The sequence below is a fragment of the Natrinema sp. 1APR25-10V2 genome, assembly GCF_031626495.1.
Taxonomy (GTDB): domain Archaea; phylum Halobacteriota; class Halobacteria; order Halobacteriales; family Natrialbaceae; genus Natrinema.
Map to the genome: position 1 here is coordinate 248,889 of NZ_JAMQOJ010000007.1, position 14,465 is coordinate 263,353.

Here is a 14,465-nt window from a genome sequence, read left to right on the forward strand (position 1 = left end):
CGCTCGGCGCCGTATTCTCATAGGAACAATCAAATGGTATTGGTTTACACCTATCAGTAACCATGACTGATGTCTCTCGACGAAAGCTCCTCGCGACGAGCGCGACCGGTCTCGTCGTCGGTGGGGCCGGCTGTCTGAACAGCGAGTCGGACGGAGATGGGTCTGACGGAGACGGGTCAGACGGGTCCGGAAAACAGAACGGGGGCGACGAGTCGCTCGTGCCGCCAGCACGATGGATTCCGGCTTCGGCGGGGTCGCGGCTGTTCTTTTCGTATACGGATCTCGAGACCGTTCGAAGCCACGAAACGATCCTCCCCGCCGAGACGCTCGACGAAATTCCGTTCGTACCGCACGGTGCGGGCGGCCGGGTCGTCGGCCGCATGGAAACGGAGCCGACGTTCGAGTACGTCCTCGAGTTCGGTCCGGAGGGCGACGGTGAACACTACGTCATGGGCGGCGAGTTCGATCTCGCCGGACTGGACCTCGGCGACCCCATCGACGAAGTCGGGGATTTCGAGCGCTTCGAGGCCGCTGGGGCTTCGATCGCCGCCTCGAGCGACACGCTGATCGTCGTCGATCCGGAGATCGGCAGCATCGACGACGTGCTAGCAGCGGGACTCGACGGGACGGATCGACGGGTGGACAGCGGCGGGTCGTTTGAAGCGGTACTCGAGAACGTGGGCGACGACACGCTCGCGTTCGGAATCGTCCCCGAGTCGACCGACGAGATCGCCGTCGGACGGTCGTGGTCGGTCGCCGCCGAGACGGCGACGTACACGCAGGTCATGCTCGGGATGAACACGTCCGACGTAGACGAGGATCAACTGGAATCGGAACTCGCCTCCGAGTCGCCCTACAATAGACTCGACGAGTTTTCACTCGACATCGAGGGCGATACCGTCGTCACGACTGGGACCCTCTCCACGAGTGAGTTCCGGTACACCGACTCCATCTCGAAACACCAGGCCGGGACCAGCAGACCGGTCCGCGCGAGCGTCTCGGTCGACGTCGAGACGGCGACGCAGTCGGTTACCGTCGAACTCACGGCTATCGGGGGCGGCCACGTCGAACTCCGCGATAGCGGCGGCACGCAGGCGACGTTGACCGAGCAGGGTGACGAGGCGACGCTCGAGTACGGGGTCGGCGAGACCGAGACCGTCTCCGTAGTCGTCGTCGGCGGCGGCGAAGAGTCGGTGCTTCTGACCGAAACGGTCGAGTTCTGACCGGGCGAAGTTAGAGGACGATACTCTTCTGTCGCATCATCGCGTGGATCGAGGCGTCGAGACCCTCGCGACCGATCCCCGAGTCCTTGTTACCGCCGAAGGGAACGTCGCCGAGGCCGTGGCTCGGCGCGCCGTTGATCCGGACCGCACCGGCGTCGATGCGCTCGGCCATCCGCATCGCGCGCTTGTAGTCGTTCGTGAACACCGCCGCGTCGAGCGCGAGGTCGGAGCCGTTGGCGATCTCGAGGGCCTCGTCTTCGTCTTCGAAGGTGGTGATCGCCGCGATGGGGCCGAACTGCTCCTCGTCGACGAGACGGGCGTCGTGGGGGACGTTCGCCAGCAGCGTCGGCTCGAAGAACTGGTTGCCGAGTTCGTCCGGGACGCCTTCGGGGGCGCGGCGTTCGCCCCCGCGGACGATCTCCGCGCCCTTCTCTACGGCGTCGTCGACGAGTTCCTCGACCCAGTCGGCCTGCTCCTCGCTGATCAGCGGGCCGAAGGCGGTGTCCTCGTCGAAGAGATCGCCGGCCTGCCAGGCGTCCATCTGGCCGTCGAGCAGCTCGACGAGGTCGTCGTGAATCGACTCGTGAGCGAGCACGCGGGAGATGGCCGAGCAGCGCTGGCCGGCGTACTTGAACGAGCCCTTGGCGCAGTTGCCCGCCACGTCGGCGAGGTCGGCGTCGTCGAAGACGACTGCCGGAGCGTTCCCGCCCAGTTCCATGTGAAGGTTGACCATGCCACTCTCGCGGGCGACGTGTTTGCCCGCACCCGAGGAGCCGGTCATGGCGATGGCGTTGACGCGGTCGTCGCCGGCCAGCACGTCGCCGATCTCGCTCGCCTCGCCGGGGACGAAGTTGAACGCGCCGTCCGGAATCCCGTCGACGTCGGCGATGACGTCCGCGAGGATGGCCGCCGAGATGGGCGTCTTGCTCGCGGGCTTGAGCAGGACGCTGTTGCCGGCCGCGAGCGCTGGTGCGACCTGCAGGGCCGTCGTCGCCAGCGGGTAGTTGTAGGGGGTGATACAGAGGACGGCGCCGATCGGCTCGTGCTTGACGATAGCCTGCCAGCCCTCGTGGCCCGCGGTCGAGCCCTCGCGGAACTCGCCCTTACTGACGATGTTGCGAGCCTCCTCGGCCGCCCGATCGAACCGCTCGGCCGCCTGACCGACTTCGCCGCGGGCCGACGAGATCGGTTTCCCCGCCTCGCGGACGATGACCTCCGCGAGTTCCTCCTCGCGCTCGCGGAGCCCGTCGGCGATCGCTTCGCACCACTCCGCGCGTTCGACGACCGTGGTCTCGCGCATCGTCGGTTTGATCTCGTGGGCGGCCGCGAGGGCGGCCCGCGCCTCCGCCGGCCCCGCCGCGGCGACTTGCGCGAAGGTCCCGCCCTCGGCGAGATCCGAGACCGATAGCGCGTTCTCGGCCTCGAGCCATTCACCGTCGACGAACAGTCGCTCCCGCCGCTGTGCGATTCTGGTTGCCATAACAGTCTCTTGGACCCCCTCACTGAAAATGTTTACTCAACCCCGAAAAAATAAAGAATGCGGTGACCGTGACGTTCGCTAACACATATTATTCGTCCATCTGGCAAATATAGGGCATCTACCGAAAACAATTCTTTAGGTGTGCCAAAGAAATGTTTACTCGAGGGAAGTCTTTAAGTGGGTCGCGCGTGTATCGTGAAACGAGATGAGCACCCAGAAGACCGTCCGTCAACAGGCCGGCACCGTCGAGGAGAACGCACTTCGCCTCGAGCAGGAGAAAGCCGAACAGATCGTCGAAGCGCTGAACACCGAACTGGCGAACTCGTACGTCCTCTACCACCAGCTGAAAAAGCACCACTGGGTCGTCGAGGGCGCGGAGTTCCTGCCTCTCCACGAGTTCCTCGAAGAGGCGTACGAACACGTCGAGGAAGGGGCAGACGTCATCGCCGAGCGCGCGCAGGCGCTGGGCGGCGTCCCGGTCTCCGGCCCCGCGAACCAGGAGGAACGCGCGACCGTCGAGTTCGAGGGCGAAGACGTCTACGACGTCCGAACGATGTTCCAGAACGACCTCGAGATGTACGGCGACATCATCCAGTCGATGCGGGACAGCATCGAACTCGCCGAGAACCTCGGCGACCCCGCGACCGCGGAGATCCTACGCGAAATCCTCGTCACGCTCGAGGAGGACGGCCACCACTTCGAGCACTACCTCGAAGACGACACGCTGGTGCTCGAGGAAGCGACGCACTGATCGCCGTTCGACCGAACAGAGACGGGAATCGAGAGACGAGCGAAAGCGGACCGCGTCGGCGGCTGCCGAACAGCGAAGACGGTTTTTCGCAGAGATCGTACCGATCTATCGTTCGTAGTCGACACTGACTGACAGTTCGGCCGGACGAGTGTGAACCGGTTAGCGCTCGAGTTCGACGGCCAGATCCGTCGCGATCCAGCCGTCGCTGTTGTCTTGTTCGGTAAAGACGACTTTTCCGGGACGGGTCTCGTGACTCGTCACGACGACTGCCGGCTCCTCGAGTTCTTCGTCGAGTTCGGGATCCTCCCTACGGGCGGGTGCTTCCATCAGGTGGAGTTAGGCGAGCCTAAATCTAAAAAGGTTTTGGTCGCCCTAAGATCCCGAGAACGGTCGCTCGAATGTAGGTGGGGCGTCATTTCGAGTGCGTCTGGAGGCGCTCCCGTGCGAGAGGGCCTCACGAAGATAGCATCATTTTTCCGGATTGCCCGAAACGATCATCATATGAGTTCACACGAGAACTGGTCACAGGGCGCGAACGGTCGACGGCGAGGACGGGAACTGATCGCGCAACTGTTCGATGTCGATGCCGACCGCGTCGAATCGCTGAGTTGGCCCCTCGGCAATCGCATCACCGTCGAGGCGGACGCGACGCGCCGGTTCGAACTCGCACATCGACGCTCCGTGCGGACGGTAACCGCCTTCGAGGCGACCGACTACACCAGCGTCCTGCGTCTCCGGACCCCGATCGGGCGCGAGAAATTCTACGGCGTGGCAAACGCAGATATCGCGACCCCGCCTGAGAGCGACGAGTGGGTTCGGGCCGACTGACCCGCAACCGGTGCGCGCCGACAGTCGTCACGGTCAGGTTCTTTGGGCTCGTTCCAGAAGTACCGCGTATGGAGTTCGACGTCATTCAGGGCGACATCGCCGACCAGTCCGCCGACGCGCTCGTCAACGCCGCCGGCACAAGCCTCCGGATGGGGTCGGGCGTCGCCGGCGCGCTCCGACGGGGCGCGGGCGAGGAAATCAACGACGCGGCGATGGAGCAGGGGCCGGTCGATCTCGGCGCGGTTGCCGTCACCGACGCCTACGATCTCGACGCCGAGTACGTCATCCACGCCGCGGCGATGCCCCACTACGGCGACGGCGACGCGACCGAGGAGAGCATCCGCGATGCGACCCGCAACGCGCTCGAGAAAGCAGACGACCTCGACTGCGAGTCGCTCGTCGTCCCCGCGCTGGGCTGTGGTGTCGCCGGTTTCGACCTGATGGACGGTGCCGAGATCATCGGCGAGGAGGTCCGGAACTACGAGCCGGCGACGCTCGCGGACGTTCGCCTGATCGCTTACAGCGACGCGGAGTACGAGGCGATGCGGGCGGCGACCGACGGCTAGGACAGCGAGAGGCCGCGGATCTCGACGGTGTGCCCGTCTTCGACGCGACCGATGATTTGCCCGTCCGTTTCCGCGACGAGAGCGTCGGCCCGGTCTTCCGGGAGCGCGACGACGAAGCCGGTGCCCATGTTGAACGTGCGGTGCATCTCCGCGTCGGTCACGTTCCCCTCCTCCTGTATGAACTCGAAGATCGGCTGGGCCGGCAACGGGTCGTCGATCACGTACTCGCGCTCGCCCATCCGCAGCAGGTTCGTCCAGCCGCCGCCGGTGACGTGGGCCGCGGCGCGGACGCCGTGGTCGCGCATCGGCTCGAGCAAATCGGTGTAGATCCGGGTCGGCCGCAGCAGTTCCTCGCCGATCGTTCGCTCGGGGTCCAGCGGGAACTCGTCGGTGTACTCGTGCTCGCGGGTCACGGCCTCTCGGGCGAGCGTCAGCCCGTTCGAGTGGATCCCGTTCGAGGGGAAGCCGACGAGCGCGTCGCCGACCTGCGCCTCGCCCTCGAGAATGTCGTCTTTCGTCGCCAACCCGGCGCAGGTCCCCGCGAGGTCGAAGCCTTTCACGACCTCGGGCATCACCGCCGTCTCGCCGCCGAGCATTGTGAGGTCGGCCTGCTCTAACCCCACCGCGAGTCCCTCGCCGATCTGATTGGTCAGCTCCTCGTCGGGCTCGTCGATCGCCAGATAGTCGACGAACGCGACGGGTTCGACGCCGGCCGCGACGAGGTCGTTGACGTTCATCGCGATGCAGTCGATGCCGATCGTCGAGAAGTCCTCGATCGCTTCGGCCACGAGCAACTTCGTGCCGACGCCGTCGGTCGCCAGCGCCAGATATCGGTCACCGATGTCGATCAGCCCGGCGTACTCGGTCCGCAGGTCGCTGCCGAAGGCCTCGAGCAGCGCGGCGGTCGCGTCCTCGCTGGCCTCGATGTCGACGCCGGTCTCGGCGTAGGTCAGCCGCTCCCCCTCGTCGTCCGTGTCGGTCATAGTCGAACGACCTCGCGGGGCGAGCAAAAGGCCACCGGTCCGGCGGAGACGGAAGGGGGCGACGGACTCGTCAGAACAGCCCGACGCGGAAGATCACGAACGCCGCCAGCGCTACGCTCGGGACGAAGACTAGCACGAAGACGCCCTTGTGCCACTCGAGGACGGACTTCCCGTCCAGCGGGCCGAAGGGGATCATGTTGAACGCCGCGAGGAAGAGGTTGATCCAGATCCCCATCTGTCCGATGGTTCCCAGCGGCTCGGGCAGGATTACCAGCGGGAGGAAGAGCAAGGCGAGGAAGAGGTTCGTGACCGGCCCCGCGAGCGCGATCAGCCCGTTCTCCCGCGTCGTGATCTGGCCGCGGTGGTAGACGGCTCCCGGTGCGGCGACGAGGAAGCCGATGAGCGCGCCCATGATCGCCAGGAAGAGCATCTGGTAGTCCGCCCGGAACTCGGCGAGCTGGCCGAACTCGATCGCGACCATCTTGTGTGCAATCTCGTGGAGCAGGAAGGCGACGCCGACGGTGACGAGGCTCAGCGCGACCATCGTCAGGAACGTTCCGACGCTGCTGCCCCGGTGGATCGGCGCGAACAGCAGCGCGAACGCGACGCTGAGCGTGAGCCACGCGACGGCGAGGTCGCGCAGTTCCCGGTCGCTGAACTGCAGTTCCGAACCGGACTTCTGCTGGGGCTGATAGCTCATAGCAGCCCCCGGAGTAGCTCGAGGCTATTTTTCGCCCCCTGGAGCAGTTCGCCCATCAGCGCGTCGACGCCGCCGATCTCGGGAGCCAGCCACGGCAACACGACGAAGGGGAACAGTCCCGTTGCGATCATGCTCCCGATGTTGGTCAGCGCGACGATCATGATGAGCCGGAACAGCGGCACGTCGAACATCGCCCCGATCGCCTCGTCGATCGGCCGCTCGGTGTCGCCGATGATCTCGTTTAACGTCTGGATGTCCCGGACGTTGACCGGCCGGTGTCTGAGTTCGACGTAGCCGGCGAACCAGCCGGGCGCGAGTAGCGGGTTGATGCTCGTCAGCCAGGCGATCGCGCCGCCGACGCCCGCGCTGGTCCAGCGCGCGCCGGCCAGTCTGGCAAGCGTGAACGCGAAGACCCCGTTGAACAGAAACCAGGCGACGAACAGCTTCAGCAGGAAGGCGTTCCTGACCCCAGCCATGATCAGCAGGAAGAAGAAGGCCAGGAAGCCGACCATGATCAGGTAGCCGACGATCTTCAGCGGCGAGAACCGCCGTCCCGAAGCAGTGCCCGACAGCGACTCGAGCGACGGGATCTCCTCGGGATTCAGCAGGTGGCGCTCGATGCCGGCCTTGTGGCCCGCTCCGACGACGGCGAGGACGTCGTACCCCTGTTCGCGGAGGTCGTGGAGGTTGTGCGCGATGTAGGCGTCGCGCTCATCGATCAGCGCGTTCGCGCCGCGGGGGCTAAAGCGGCGGAACTCCTCCATCATGGCGGCGACGACGTCGCCGTCGGTCATCTCCTCGATGTCGATCTCGTCGATCTCCTCGACGTCGCCGCCGACGGCCTCGAGGAAGAGGCCGAGGACGGCACCGATCGTGACGCCGACGCCGAGTCCCGCGAGAACGCCGGTCGTCCCCCGAACCGCGTAGACGCCGGCGCTCTCGGCGGCCGCGGCCGAGAACGGGCCGACGAAGGTGTCGGTGGCGACCAGCGCGAGGAAGCCGCCGATCCCGAGGGCGATCCCGGCCAGCACCCGTATCGAGAACCCGGAGAGGTAGCCGCCGGTGTACCGCCCGGCTGACTCGAGCGGGGGGAAGAAGAGCAACCCGGCGAAGGCCCCGACGAGCCCGCCGAACGCGGCGCCACCGACGTACTGCAGCGTCGCGGGGTCGCTGATCCCGACCAGCAGGAGGTCGCCGAAGCCGAGTAGGGGGGCGAGAAACGCTCCGACGAGGAAGCCGACGACGATCCCGCCGATCGCGCCGAAGGTGAGCCCGATCGTCCGGGGGTCGGTGATCCCCAGCGCGAGCCCGCCGACCATCTTCAGTTTCTCCGTAAACGAAAGCCGGCGCCAGAACCGCTGGATCGTTATCTGGATATCGCGGTCGACGAGCGCGACGCCGCTGCCGTGTTCCTCCGCGGCCTCGATGGCGGCGCGCATGTCGGCACCGGGTTCGATGTCGAACTGGTCGCCGAGCCGGGACTGGACGTACGACAGCATCCAGTAGGCCAGAAACTGAAAGACGGTGTTCCCCGAGAGGAGGTCTTCCGCCTCGATGTCGTCGGGCGTCCCGCCCTGCATCTGGCGGTAGCGCCCTTCGTCGAGTTCGACGGCGACGACGTCCGGCCGCTCCCGTTCGATCGTGTCCCGTACTTCGTCGACGCTCGCCTGCGAGACGTGTGCCGTTCCGAGGACTTCGACGGAGCCGCGCTCGCGGTCGGGTGGGGCTGGCGGCTCCGGCACGTCGGCCTCGCCTGCATCGCTCATTACCCGATCAACTCGGCGGCGACTTTTACCAGTATCGGACCGCGAACCGATGGAAAATAGCGCGACCGAACCGAGGTCTGGGCAGAGTCTACGCTCTGACGGCTCGAGCCGTCGGAATCGACCGCTCGACCGAATGCGCGTCGAAAGCAAGACTGATTGCAGGCGTCGGGAAACGTCGCGCAATGACGGATCTCACGGAAACGATCGTCGAGAACAGAGAGATGGTTCAGCCGAGCCACGCCAATATGCTCGACACGGCCCACGGCGGCAACGTCATGAAGTGGATGGACGAAGTGGGGGCGATGTCGGCGATGCGGTTTTCGGGCGAGACCTGCGTCACCGCGCGGGTCGACAGCATGAACTTCGAACGGTCGATCGCCGTCGGCGACACGGCCTACATCACCGCCTACGTCTACGACGCGGGCACCTCGAGCGTGAAGGTGCGGCTGATCACCGAGCGCGAAGATCTGCGGACGCGAGAGCGCGAGAAGACGACCGAGTCGTACTTCGTCTACGTCGCGATCGACGACGACAACGAGCCGACGACGGTGCCCGACCTGACGGTCAGCACCGAGAAGGGCGAGCGGCTTCTGCGGGCCGCGCTCGCGGACGAGGAACGGCGATCCGACTGAGCGACCACTCGGCGCGAACGCCACGGGCGTCGATTCGCTACTCGGTCATCGGAGCGATATATAGCACTTCTAGTAACAGCCACCAAGGGGTGCTCCGTCGTAGCGGACGAGTTCATGTCGATCTACGCTGATGCGGGATTGCCGGCAGAGTACGACACGCTTCACGTCGGTATCGTGCTGTACGATCCGGCGACGGGGTCCGTGGTAGATGCGAACGCTCAGCTCGAGTCGCTGTTCGGCTATCCGCTCGACGAACTGCGGACGATGCTCGCCGACGAGTACAGCGCGAACACCTACTCGTTTTCGGGAACGGAACTCGTCGAACGGCTCCGCGCGACGGCCGACGGAAACCCACAGCAGTTCAAGTGGCGAGTCAAACGGTCGGACGGGGAACTGATCTGGGTTCGGTTTCACCTCTCCCCGACGGTTCTCGACGGGACGGAGTACGTCCTCGCGGAGGTCCACGATATCACCGACTCCTACGTCGCCAGCCGTCGCGTGGGGCTGTTCTCGCGGATCCTCCGACACAATCTGCGAAACGAAGTGAACGTCATCGCGGGCTGTGCGGGGAAAATGACGACCGACGCCGAAATCGAAGACGTCCGCCGAACAGCCGAGACGATTCGAGCGACTGCGATGGATCTCGGCGGGATCACCGAGTCCGTCAAGGAGATCGAGCGGGCGACGACGCCGACGGAGGCCCCGCGTGCGACCAGACGCGCAGCCGACGCCGTCCGCGACGCTGCCGATCGATTTCGAGACCAATACCCGGCCGCGGCGATCACGATCGAAGAGCGCGAACGGATGTGGATCCGCGCGGACAGCGCGTTCGACCACGCCATCGTCCACAGCGACGAACCGGAGCCGACCGTCGACGTGACGGTCGACGCGTCGCCCAACACCGGCCGCGTCGAGATCCGCATCGCCGACAGCGCGCCGCCGATCCCCGAGATCGAAATCGATGCGCTCGACGAGTTCACCGCCGTGACGAGCACGTCCCACGGCTCCGGCGTCGGGCTCTTCGTCATGAAGTGGTGTATCGAATCGATCGGCGGCGAACTCGCGTTCGAAACCCGGGAACCCCGTGGAAACGTCGTTCACTTCTATCTCCCGCCGAAGGAACCGCCCGAGACTGCGACGTGACACGGCGGTCGAGGGCGTCTCCCGATGGCGACCGAACGTACTCGGTCACCGGCCGTCCTGCTCGAGATCACCGAGGATCCGATCGCCGAACATGAGGACGAGCAGCGCGCCGACGAGATCGAAGACGAGGTCGAACAGCGTATCGGCCCGCCCGTAGGTGACGAGCAGCGGCTCGAGGCCGAGCCGATTGGCAACTGCGTGGACGATGTACTCGCCGATCTCCCAGAGAACACCGGCGCAGGCGACGATCGCGACGACCCGCGGACGGGGATCACGGCCGCGACGGCGAGCGACCGCGAAGACGGCTCCGCCGACGAGCGTCGCCGAGTGGGTGTGCGTCAGGTGGTCCCACCACCAGACGTCGTCGTAGGGACCGAGCATGCCGACGGCGTGGGTAAACATCGCGCTCTCGAGGTAGACGCGCTGCCACGTCTGGAACTCGACGTCGTACCGCCGTTCGGCGACGCCGGGCAAGTACGTCGCCGCGAGGGCGACGGCCGCGTTCGCGACAGCCCCCGGATTCCGTCGGCGAACGCCCACGATGAACACGGCGAGGAGCGCATACCGGATCCCGCGTTCGGCCTCTCGTCCGACAGTCGTCTGCATGACCTTCATCGGAGATGTCGCTCTGTAGACTATAAAACTGCCGTCCGACGGCGCTGGTCACGTTCCGTCGAGAGAAGTCGAAAGCCGTCAGTAGGCCGCTACTCCGACCGTTTCTCCGCGAGATGCTCCCAGATCTCCGTGCAGCCGGCACCTTCCTCGATATCGTCCAGATGGGTGTCGTCTCGCTTCTCGTCCGACTCGGTCGCCTCCCGATAGTCTTCGACTGCGTCTGTCATTGGACGGGAAAAAGAGGGGGATGCGCATAAAAACTCGATAGCGAGCAACACGTACCCGTACTCGCGCCTGCCGGACAGCCATGCCGCTATCTCGGAGTGCCGCCGGTCGGTCTCGATTGCGGGCTCGATGGCCGTCGACGGTTCTGTGGTTCGTTCTCGGCTCCTGTCCGTGTCATGAAAACAGCACCCCTCTCGGTCTAACAACTTCATAATAATCCCCGCGTCGTCACCGATACTCGCTATGTTCGGAACCAGCGGTATCCGCGGTCCCGTCGGCACGGAGGTAACGGCTTCCCTCGCGCTCTCGGTCGGGCGTGCCGTCGCGTCGGACGGCTACGACCGCGTCGTTGTCGGGCGAGACGTTCGGAAGAGCGGCGCTGTCCTGACCGACGCGCTCACTGCCGGGCTCCGCGAGTGTGGCGCGGACGTGCTCGAGGCTGGCGTCGCGTCGACGCCGACGGTCGCGCGGGCCGTTCCGCGGACGGACGCGGACGCGGGAATCGTCGTGACGGCCTCGCACAATCCCGCACCGGACAACGGGCTCAAACTCTGGGCCGCATCGGGCAAGGCGTTCGATCCCGAGCAACTCGAGGGGATCGCGGCGCGACTCGAGGCCGAGGAGTACGACCTCCAGCCCTGGGACGGACAGGGCTCGAGCGACCCGCTCCCGGACGCGACCGAGCGCCACGCGGCGGCACTGCGCGAGGCCGTTACGGTCGGCGACCCGCCGAGCGTCGTCGTCGACGTCGGCAACGGAACCGGGGGGCTCACCGCGCGCGTTCTCTCGGCGATCGGCTGCGACGTCACGACGCTAAACGGGCAACGGGACGGTGCGTTTCCGGGCAGACCCAGCGAGCCGACGCGGGAGACGCTCGCCGATCTCTCCGCACTCGTCGCGGCCACGGATGCCGAGTTGGGTGTCGCACACGACGGCGACGCCGATCGGATGCTGGCCGTCGACGAAACGGGTTCGTTCGTCCCGAAAGACGTACTCCTCGCGCTCTTCGCGCGCGAAGCCGCGAGCGACGGCGACACCGTCGCCGCACCGGTCGGGACGAGCATGGCCGTCGACGACGCACTGGCGACCGTGGGCGCGTCGGTGACTCGAACGCGAGTCGGCGACGGTTTCGTCGCCGACCGCGCGGCACGGCCGGGCGTCGTCTTCGGCGGCGAACCCAGCGGCGCCTGGATCTGGCCGGACGAAACCCCGTGCCCCGACGGGCCGCTGGCCGCGTGCAAGCTCGTCGAACTCGTCGCCGATCGGGGGCCGCTGTCCGGACTCGTCGGGAGCGTCGAGACGTACCCCATCCGCCGCAGATCGCTCGAGGTCGCGGATAAAGCCGCGGTGATGGAGCGAGTTCGCGACCGCGTCCGCGAACGATACGACGACGTCGACGTCCTCGACGGCGTGTACGTCGACGCGGACGGCGGCTGGTTCCTGCTGCGTGCGAGCGGCACCGAACCGGTCGTCCGTGTCACGGCCGAGGCACGAGACACAGCGCGAGCCGAACAGTTGGAAGCCGACGCCGTCGCGGTCCTCGAGGAGGCGATCGAAGCGTGTTCGGAACCGGAGCGGCGATCCGACCGAGACGGTGTTCGGCGCACCGAACCGCTCGCCCCGGATCGATGCTGACCGGTCGGCGATTGCTGCTGTGGCCCCTTCTGGTTTCGTCTGTGAGTCGCTGAAACCGACGATTCCGTCTACTGCGACGGTTTATCGGATCGATAATGAAGTGTTTCGTCGCGCTCGACGGACGTAGAGACGTGGTGCAACGAACGCACCGCTGCTGCGGATCGCCGGCAGCGGGAACGGGAACATCGATTGAGAGACTATACGAATGAAACGATGACTCGGACGTTTCGCCGTGACGAGACTGCATCGACCGAACGGACCGAAACCAATCGGGACGGACTGGACACGCTACTGATCGGTATCGACGCGGGGTGTCTGCCCGTCTTCGAGCGGCTGTTCGAAGCCGATCGGATCCCGAACATCGAGCGACTCTGCACGGAGGGCGTGAGCGCCCCCCTCGAGTCGCAGATCCCGCCGTGGACGCCCAGCGCCTGGCCGTCGATCTACACGGGCGTCAACCCCGGGAAACACGGCGTGGTCGGTTTCGTCGGCTACGACGGCTACGACTGGCACGTGACGAGCAACGACGACGTTCACGAGCATCCGCTCTGGACGCTACTGGACCGACACGACCGCTCGAGCGTCGTCGTCAACGCGCCGGTTACCCACCCGCCGGACGAGTTCGACGGGGCCGTTATTCCGGGCTTTCTCGGACCCGAGGACCCGCCGTGCCATCCGACGGGGCTACTCGACGACGTCCGCGATGCGATCGGCGAGTACCGCATCTATCCGAAATACACGCGCGACGACGATTCGCTCTCCGACGCCGCGAAGATCGAGGAGTACAGAACCCTCGTCCGGATGCGCGGCGAGGCCTTTCGCTACCTCGTCGACGAGTTCCGGCCCGACTTCGGCTTCGTCCAGTTCCAGAAGACGGACACGGTCTTCCACGAGTTCAGCGGCGAGCAACGACACGTCGACCGCGTCTACGAGGCGACCGACGAGCAGATCGGCGAGATTCTCGCGGCCTGCGACCCGGATCGGGTCTTCCTCGTCAGCGATCACGGAATGGGGCCGTACGACGGCTACGAGTTCCGGATCAACGAGTTCCTCCGCGACGAGGGCTACATCGAGACGACGACCGGCGGCAAGGGAATGCCGTCGTGGACGCCGATGCGCCGGCGGCTCCGCGAGGGCGAGGAGGTCGACACCTGGGAACCGGGCGCGATCGCGCGCGCAGCGTCGGTCGCTGCGCGGTTCGGCGTCACCGCCCGTCGCATCCGGACGGCCCTCGAGCGGGTCGGACTCGCCGACCTCGCCAGGGAGTACGCACCCGGTGGCGTCTCCCGGACGGCAAACGAGCAGGTCGACTTCGCCGCCTCGGAGGCGTACGTGCGGGCCCGAACCGAACTCGGCATCCGGATCAACCTCGAGGGTCGCGATCCCGAAGGGGTCGTCAGACAGGACGCGTACGAACAGCTCCGCGAGGACCTCATCCGACAGCTGCAGGCCGTCGAGACGCCCGACGGCGAGCCGTTTTTCGAGACGGTCGCGCCGCGTGAACAGTACTTCCACGGCGACGAAATCGACGCGACCGTCGATATCGTCACGATCCCCACTGACTTCGAACACATGCTCTCCGAGCAACTGGACGACGGCGACTACTTCCGACCGGCCGAACCCTGGAACCACAAACTCGACGGAATCTTCGTCGCGGCGGGCGAGGGAATCGACGAGGATGCCCCGCTCGAGCGAGCGCACCTCTTCGATGTCGCGCCGACGATCATGGCTGCGATGGGCGTCCCCTACAGCGACCGCATGGACGGGAGCGTCGTTCCCGTCGTCGATCCGGTCGATCCGATCTCCTATCCGGCGTACGACGGTGGCGACGAGGGGCGGCCGACGACGGACGAGGCGGTGACGGACCGGCTGGCCGACCTCGGCTACATGAACTGAACCGCGCTACGGGACCGATTCG

The 14,465-nt window shown here is 66.0% G+C and carries 15 protein-coding genes; 8 read left to right on the forward strand and 7 right to left on the reverse strand.

What is annotated here, in order from left to right:
* The first annotated feature begins 62 nt into the window (after nucleotides 1–62).
* Complete coding sequence (locus NDO75_RS21805) at nucleotides 63–1,223, forward strand: hypothetical protein (RefSeq protein WP_310908724.1); 1,161 nt, start codon at nucleotides 63–65, stop codon at nucleotides 1,221–1,223.
* 10 nt (nucleotides 1,224–1,233) lie between these two features.
* Here the strand turns inward: NDO75_RS21805 and NDO75_RS21810 are convergent, their stop codons facing one another.
* Nucleotides 1,234–2,703 carry an aldehyde dehydrogenase family protein gene (locus tag NDO75_RS21810; RefSeq protein ID WP_310908725.1) on the reverse strand — a complete coding sequence of 490 codons (1,470 nt, stop codon included), beginning with the start codon at nucleotides 2,701–2,703 and terminating at the stop codon, nucleotides 1,234–1,236.
* 205 nt (nucleotides 2,704–2,908) lie between these two features.
* Between NDO75_RS21810 and dpsA the strand changes: the two genes are divergently transcribed.
* Complete coding sequence (gene dpsA / locus NDO75_RS21815) at nucleotides 2,909–3,454, forward strand: DNA starvation/stationary phase protection protein DpsA (RefSeq protein ID WP_310908726.1); 546 nt, start codon at nucleotides 2,909–2,911, stop codon at nucleotides 3,452–3,454.
* A gap of 159 nt (nucleotides 3,455–3,613) precedes the next feature.
* Here the strand turns inward: dpsA and NDO75_RS21820 are convergent, their stop codons facing one another.
* Nucleotides 3,614–3,781 carry a hypothetical protein gene (locus NDO75_RS21820; protein ID WP_310908727.1) on the reverse strand — a complete coding sequence of 56 codons (168 nt, stop codon included), beginning with the start codon at nucleotides 3,779–3,781 and terminating at the stop codon, nucleotides 3,614–3,616.
* Nucleotides 3,782–3,955: 174 nt separating this feature from the next.
* Between NDO75_RS21820 and NDO75_RS21825 the strand changes: the two genes are divergently transcribed.
* Both NDO75_RS21825 and NDO75_RS21830 read left to right on the forward strand, forming a co-directional pair.
* Nucleotides 3,956–4,282: a hypothetical protein gene (locus NDO75_RS21825; RefSeq protein WP_310908728.1), complete on the forward strand. Its 327-nt coding sequence runs from the start codon at nucleotides 3,956–3,958 to the stop codon at nucleotides 4,280–4,282.
* A 68-nt stretch (nucleotides 4,283–4,350) separates the two neighbouring features.
* Nucleotides 4,351–4,848, forward strand: coding sequence for a macro domain-containing protein (locus NDO75_RS21830; RefSeq protein WP_310908729.1), 498 nt, complete (start codon nucleotides 4,351–4,353; stop codon nucleotides 4,846–4,848).
* Here the strand turns inward: NDO75_RS21830 and purM are convergent.
* The 3 genes from purM to NDO75_RS21845 form a co-directional block, all read right to left on the reverse strand.
* Nucleotides 4,845–5,831, reverse strand: coding sequence for a phosphoribosylformylglycinamidine cyclo-ligase (gene purM / locus NDO75_RS21835; protein WP_310908730.1), 987 nt, complete (start codon nucleotides 5,829–5,831; stop codon nucleotides 4,845–4,847). The genes NDO75_RS21830 and purM overlap by 4 nt on opposite strands.
* Before the next feature lie 70 nt (nucleotides 5,832–5,901).
* On the reverse strand, nucleotides 5,902–6,531 hold the full coding sequence (locus tag NDO75_RS21840) for a metalloprotease (RefSeq protein WP_310908731.1): 630 nt from the start codon (nucleotides 6,529–6,531) through the stop codon (nucleotides 5,902–5,904).
* Nucleotides 6,528–8,297 (reverse strand): TraB/GumN family protein, encoded by a 1,770-nt coding sequence (locus NDO75_RS21845; protein WP_310908732.1) that lies wholly within the window; start codon nucleotides 8,295–8,297, stop codon nucleotides 6,528–6,530. The genes NDO75_RS21840 and NDO75_RS21845 overlap by 4 nt, the downstream gene beginning before the upstream one ends.
* A gap of 182 nt (nucleotides 8,298–8,479) precedes the next feature.
* Here NDO75_RS21845 and NDO75_RS21850 point away from each other — a divergent pair, with 182 nt between their 5' ends.
* On the forward strand, nucleotides 8,480–8,929 hold the full coding sequence (locus NDO75_RS21850; RefSeq protein WP_310908733.1) for an acyl-CoA thioesterase: 450 nt from the start codon (nucleotides 8,480–8,482) through the stop codon (nucleotides 8,927–8,929).
* Between the two features lie 114 nt (nucleotides 8,930–9,043).
* A complete protein-coding gene (locus tag NDO75_RS21855) occupies nucleotides 9,044–10,072 on the forward strand; it encodes a PAS domain-containing sensor histidine kinase (RefSeq protein WP_310908734.1) in 1,029 nt (342 codons plus the stop codon).
* A 45-nt stretch (nucleotides 10,073–10,117) separates the two neighbouring features.
* Here NDO75_RS21855 and NDO75_RS21860 read toward each other — a convergent pair whose 3' ends face one another.
* Together NDO75_RS21860 and NDO75_RS21865 are read right to left on the reverse strand one after the other, a co-directional pair.
* Entirely contained in the window at nucleotides 10,118–10,678 is a 561-nt protein-coding gene (locus tag NDO75_RS21860; protein ID WP_310908832.1) for a hypothetical protein, read from the reverse strand.
* Nucleotides 10,679–10,776: 98 nt separating this feature from the next.
* A complete protein-coding gene (locus NDO75_RS21865) occupies nucleotides 10,777–10,914 on the reverse strand; it encodes a hypothetical protein (RefSeq protein WP_310908735.1) in 138 nt (45 codons plus the stop codon).
* 241 nt (nucleotides 10,915–11,155) lie between these two features.
* Here NDO75_RS21865 and glmM point away from each other — a divergent pair, with 241 nt between their 5' ends.
* Both glmM and NDO75_RS21875 read left to right on the forward strand, forming a co-directional pair.
* Entirely contained in the window at nucleotides 11,156–12,547 is a 1,392-nt protein-coding gene (glmM, locus tag NDO75_RS21870) for a phosphoglucosamine mutase (RefSeq protein ID WP_310908736.1), read from the forward strand.
* A 213-nt stretch (nucleotides 12,548–12,760) separates the two neighbouring features.
* Nucleotides 12,761–14,443, forward strand: a complete 1,683-nt coding sequence (locus tag NDO75_RS21875; RefSeq protein WP_310908737.1) for an alkaline phosphatase family protein — start codon at nucleotides 12,761–12,763, stop codon at nucleotides 14,441–14,443.
* The last annotated feature ends 22 nt before the right edge of the window (nucleotides 14,444–14,465 follow it).

Coding starts and splice junctions, on each gene's coding strand:
- NDO75_RS21845 (WP_310908732.1), bottom strand. CDS start 8,297: ATGAGCGATGCAGGCGAGGCCGACGTGCCGGAGCCGCCAGCCCCACCC.
- NDO75_RS21830 (WP_310908729.1), top strand. CDS start 4,351: ATGGAGTTCGACGTCATTCAGGGCGACATCGCCGACCAGTCCGCCGAC.
- NDO75_RS21860 (WP_310908832.1), bottom strand. CDS start 10,678: ATGCAGACGACTGTCGGACGAGAGGCCGAACGCGGGATCCGGTATGCG.
- dpsA (WP_310908726.1), top strand. CDS start 2,909: ATGAGCACCCAGAAGACCGTCCGTCAACAGGCCGGCACCGTCGAGGAG.
- NDO75_RS21810 (WP_310908725.1), bottom strand. CDS start 2,703: ATGGCAACCAGAATCGCACAGCGGCGGGAGCGACTGTTCGTCGACGGT.
- NDO75_RS21875 (WP_310908737.1), top strand. CDS start 12,761: ATGACTCGGACGTTTCGCCGTGACGAGACTGCATCGACCGAACGGACC.
- NDO75_RS21840 (WP_310908731.1), bottom strand. CDS start 6,531: ATGAGCTATCAGCCCCAGCAGAAGTCCGGTTCGGAACTGCAGTTCAGC.
- NDO75_RS21855 (WP_310908734.1), top strand. CDS start 9,044: ATGTCGATCTACGCTGATGCGGGATTGCCGGCAGAGTACGACACGCTT.
- NDO75_RS21850 (WP_310908733.1), top strand. CDS start 8,480: ATGACGGATCTCACGGAAACGATCGTCGAGAACAGAGAGATGGTTCAG.
- NDO75_RS21825 (WP_310908728.1), top strand. CDS start 3,956: ATGAGTTCACACGAGAACTGGTCACAGGGCGCGAACGGTCGACGGCGA.
- NDO75_RS21865 (WP_310908735.1), bottom strand. CDS start 10,914: ATGACAGACGCAGTCGAAGACTATCGGGAGGCGACCGAGTCGGACGAG.
- glmM (WP_310908736.1), top strand. CDS start 11,156: ATGTTCGGAACCAGCGGTATCCGCGGTCCCGTCGGCACGGAGGTAACG.
- NDO75_RS21805 (WP_310908724.1), top strand. CDS start 63: ATGACTGATGTCTCTCGACGAAAGCTCCTCGCGACGAGCGCGACCGGT.
- purM (WP_310908730.1), bottom strand. CDS start 5,831: ATGACCGACACGGACGACGAGGGGGAGCGGCTGACCTACGCCGAGACC.
- NDO75_RS21820 (WP_310908727.1), bottom strand. CDS start 3,781: ATGGAAGCACCCGCCCGTAGGGAGGATCCCGAACTCGACGAAGAACTC.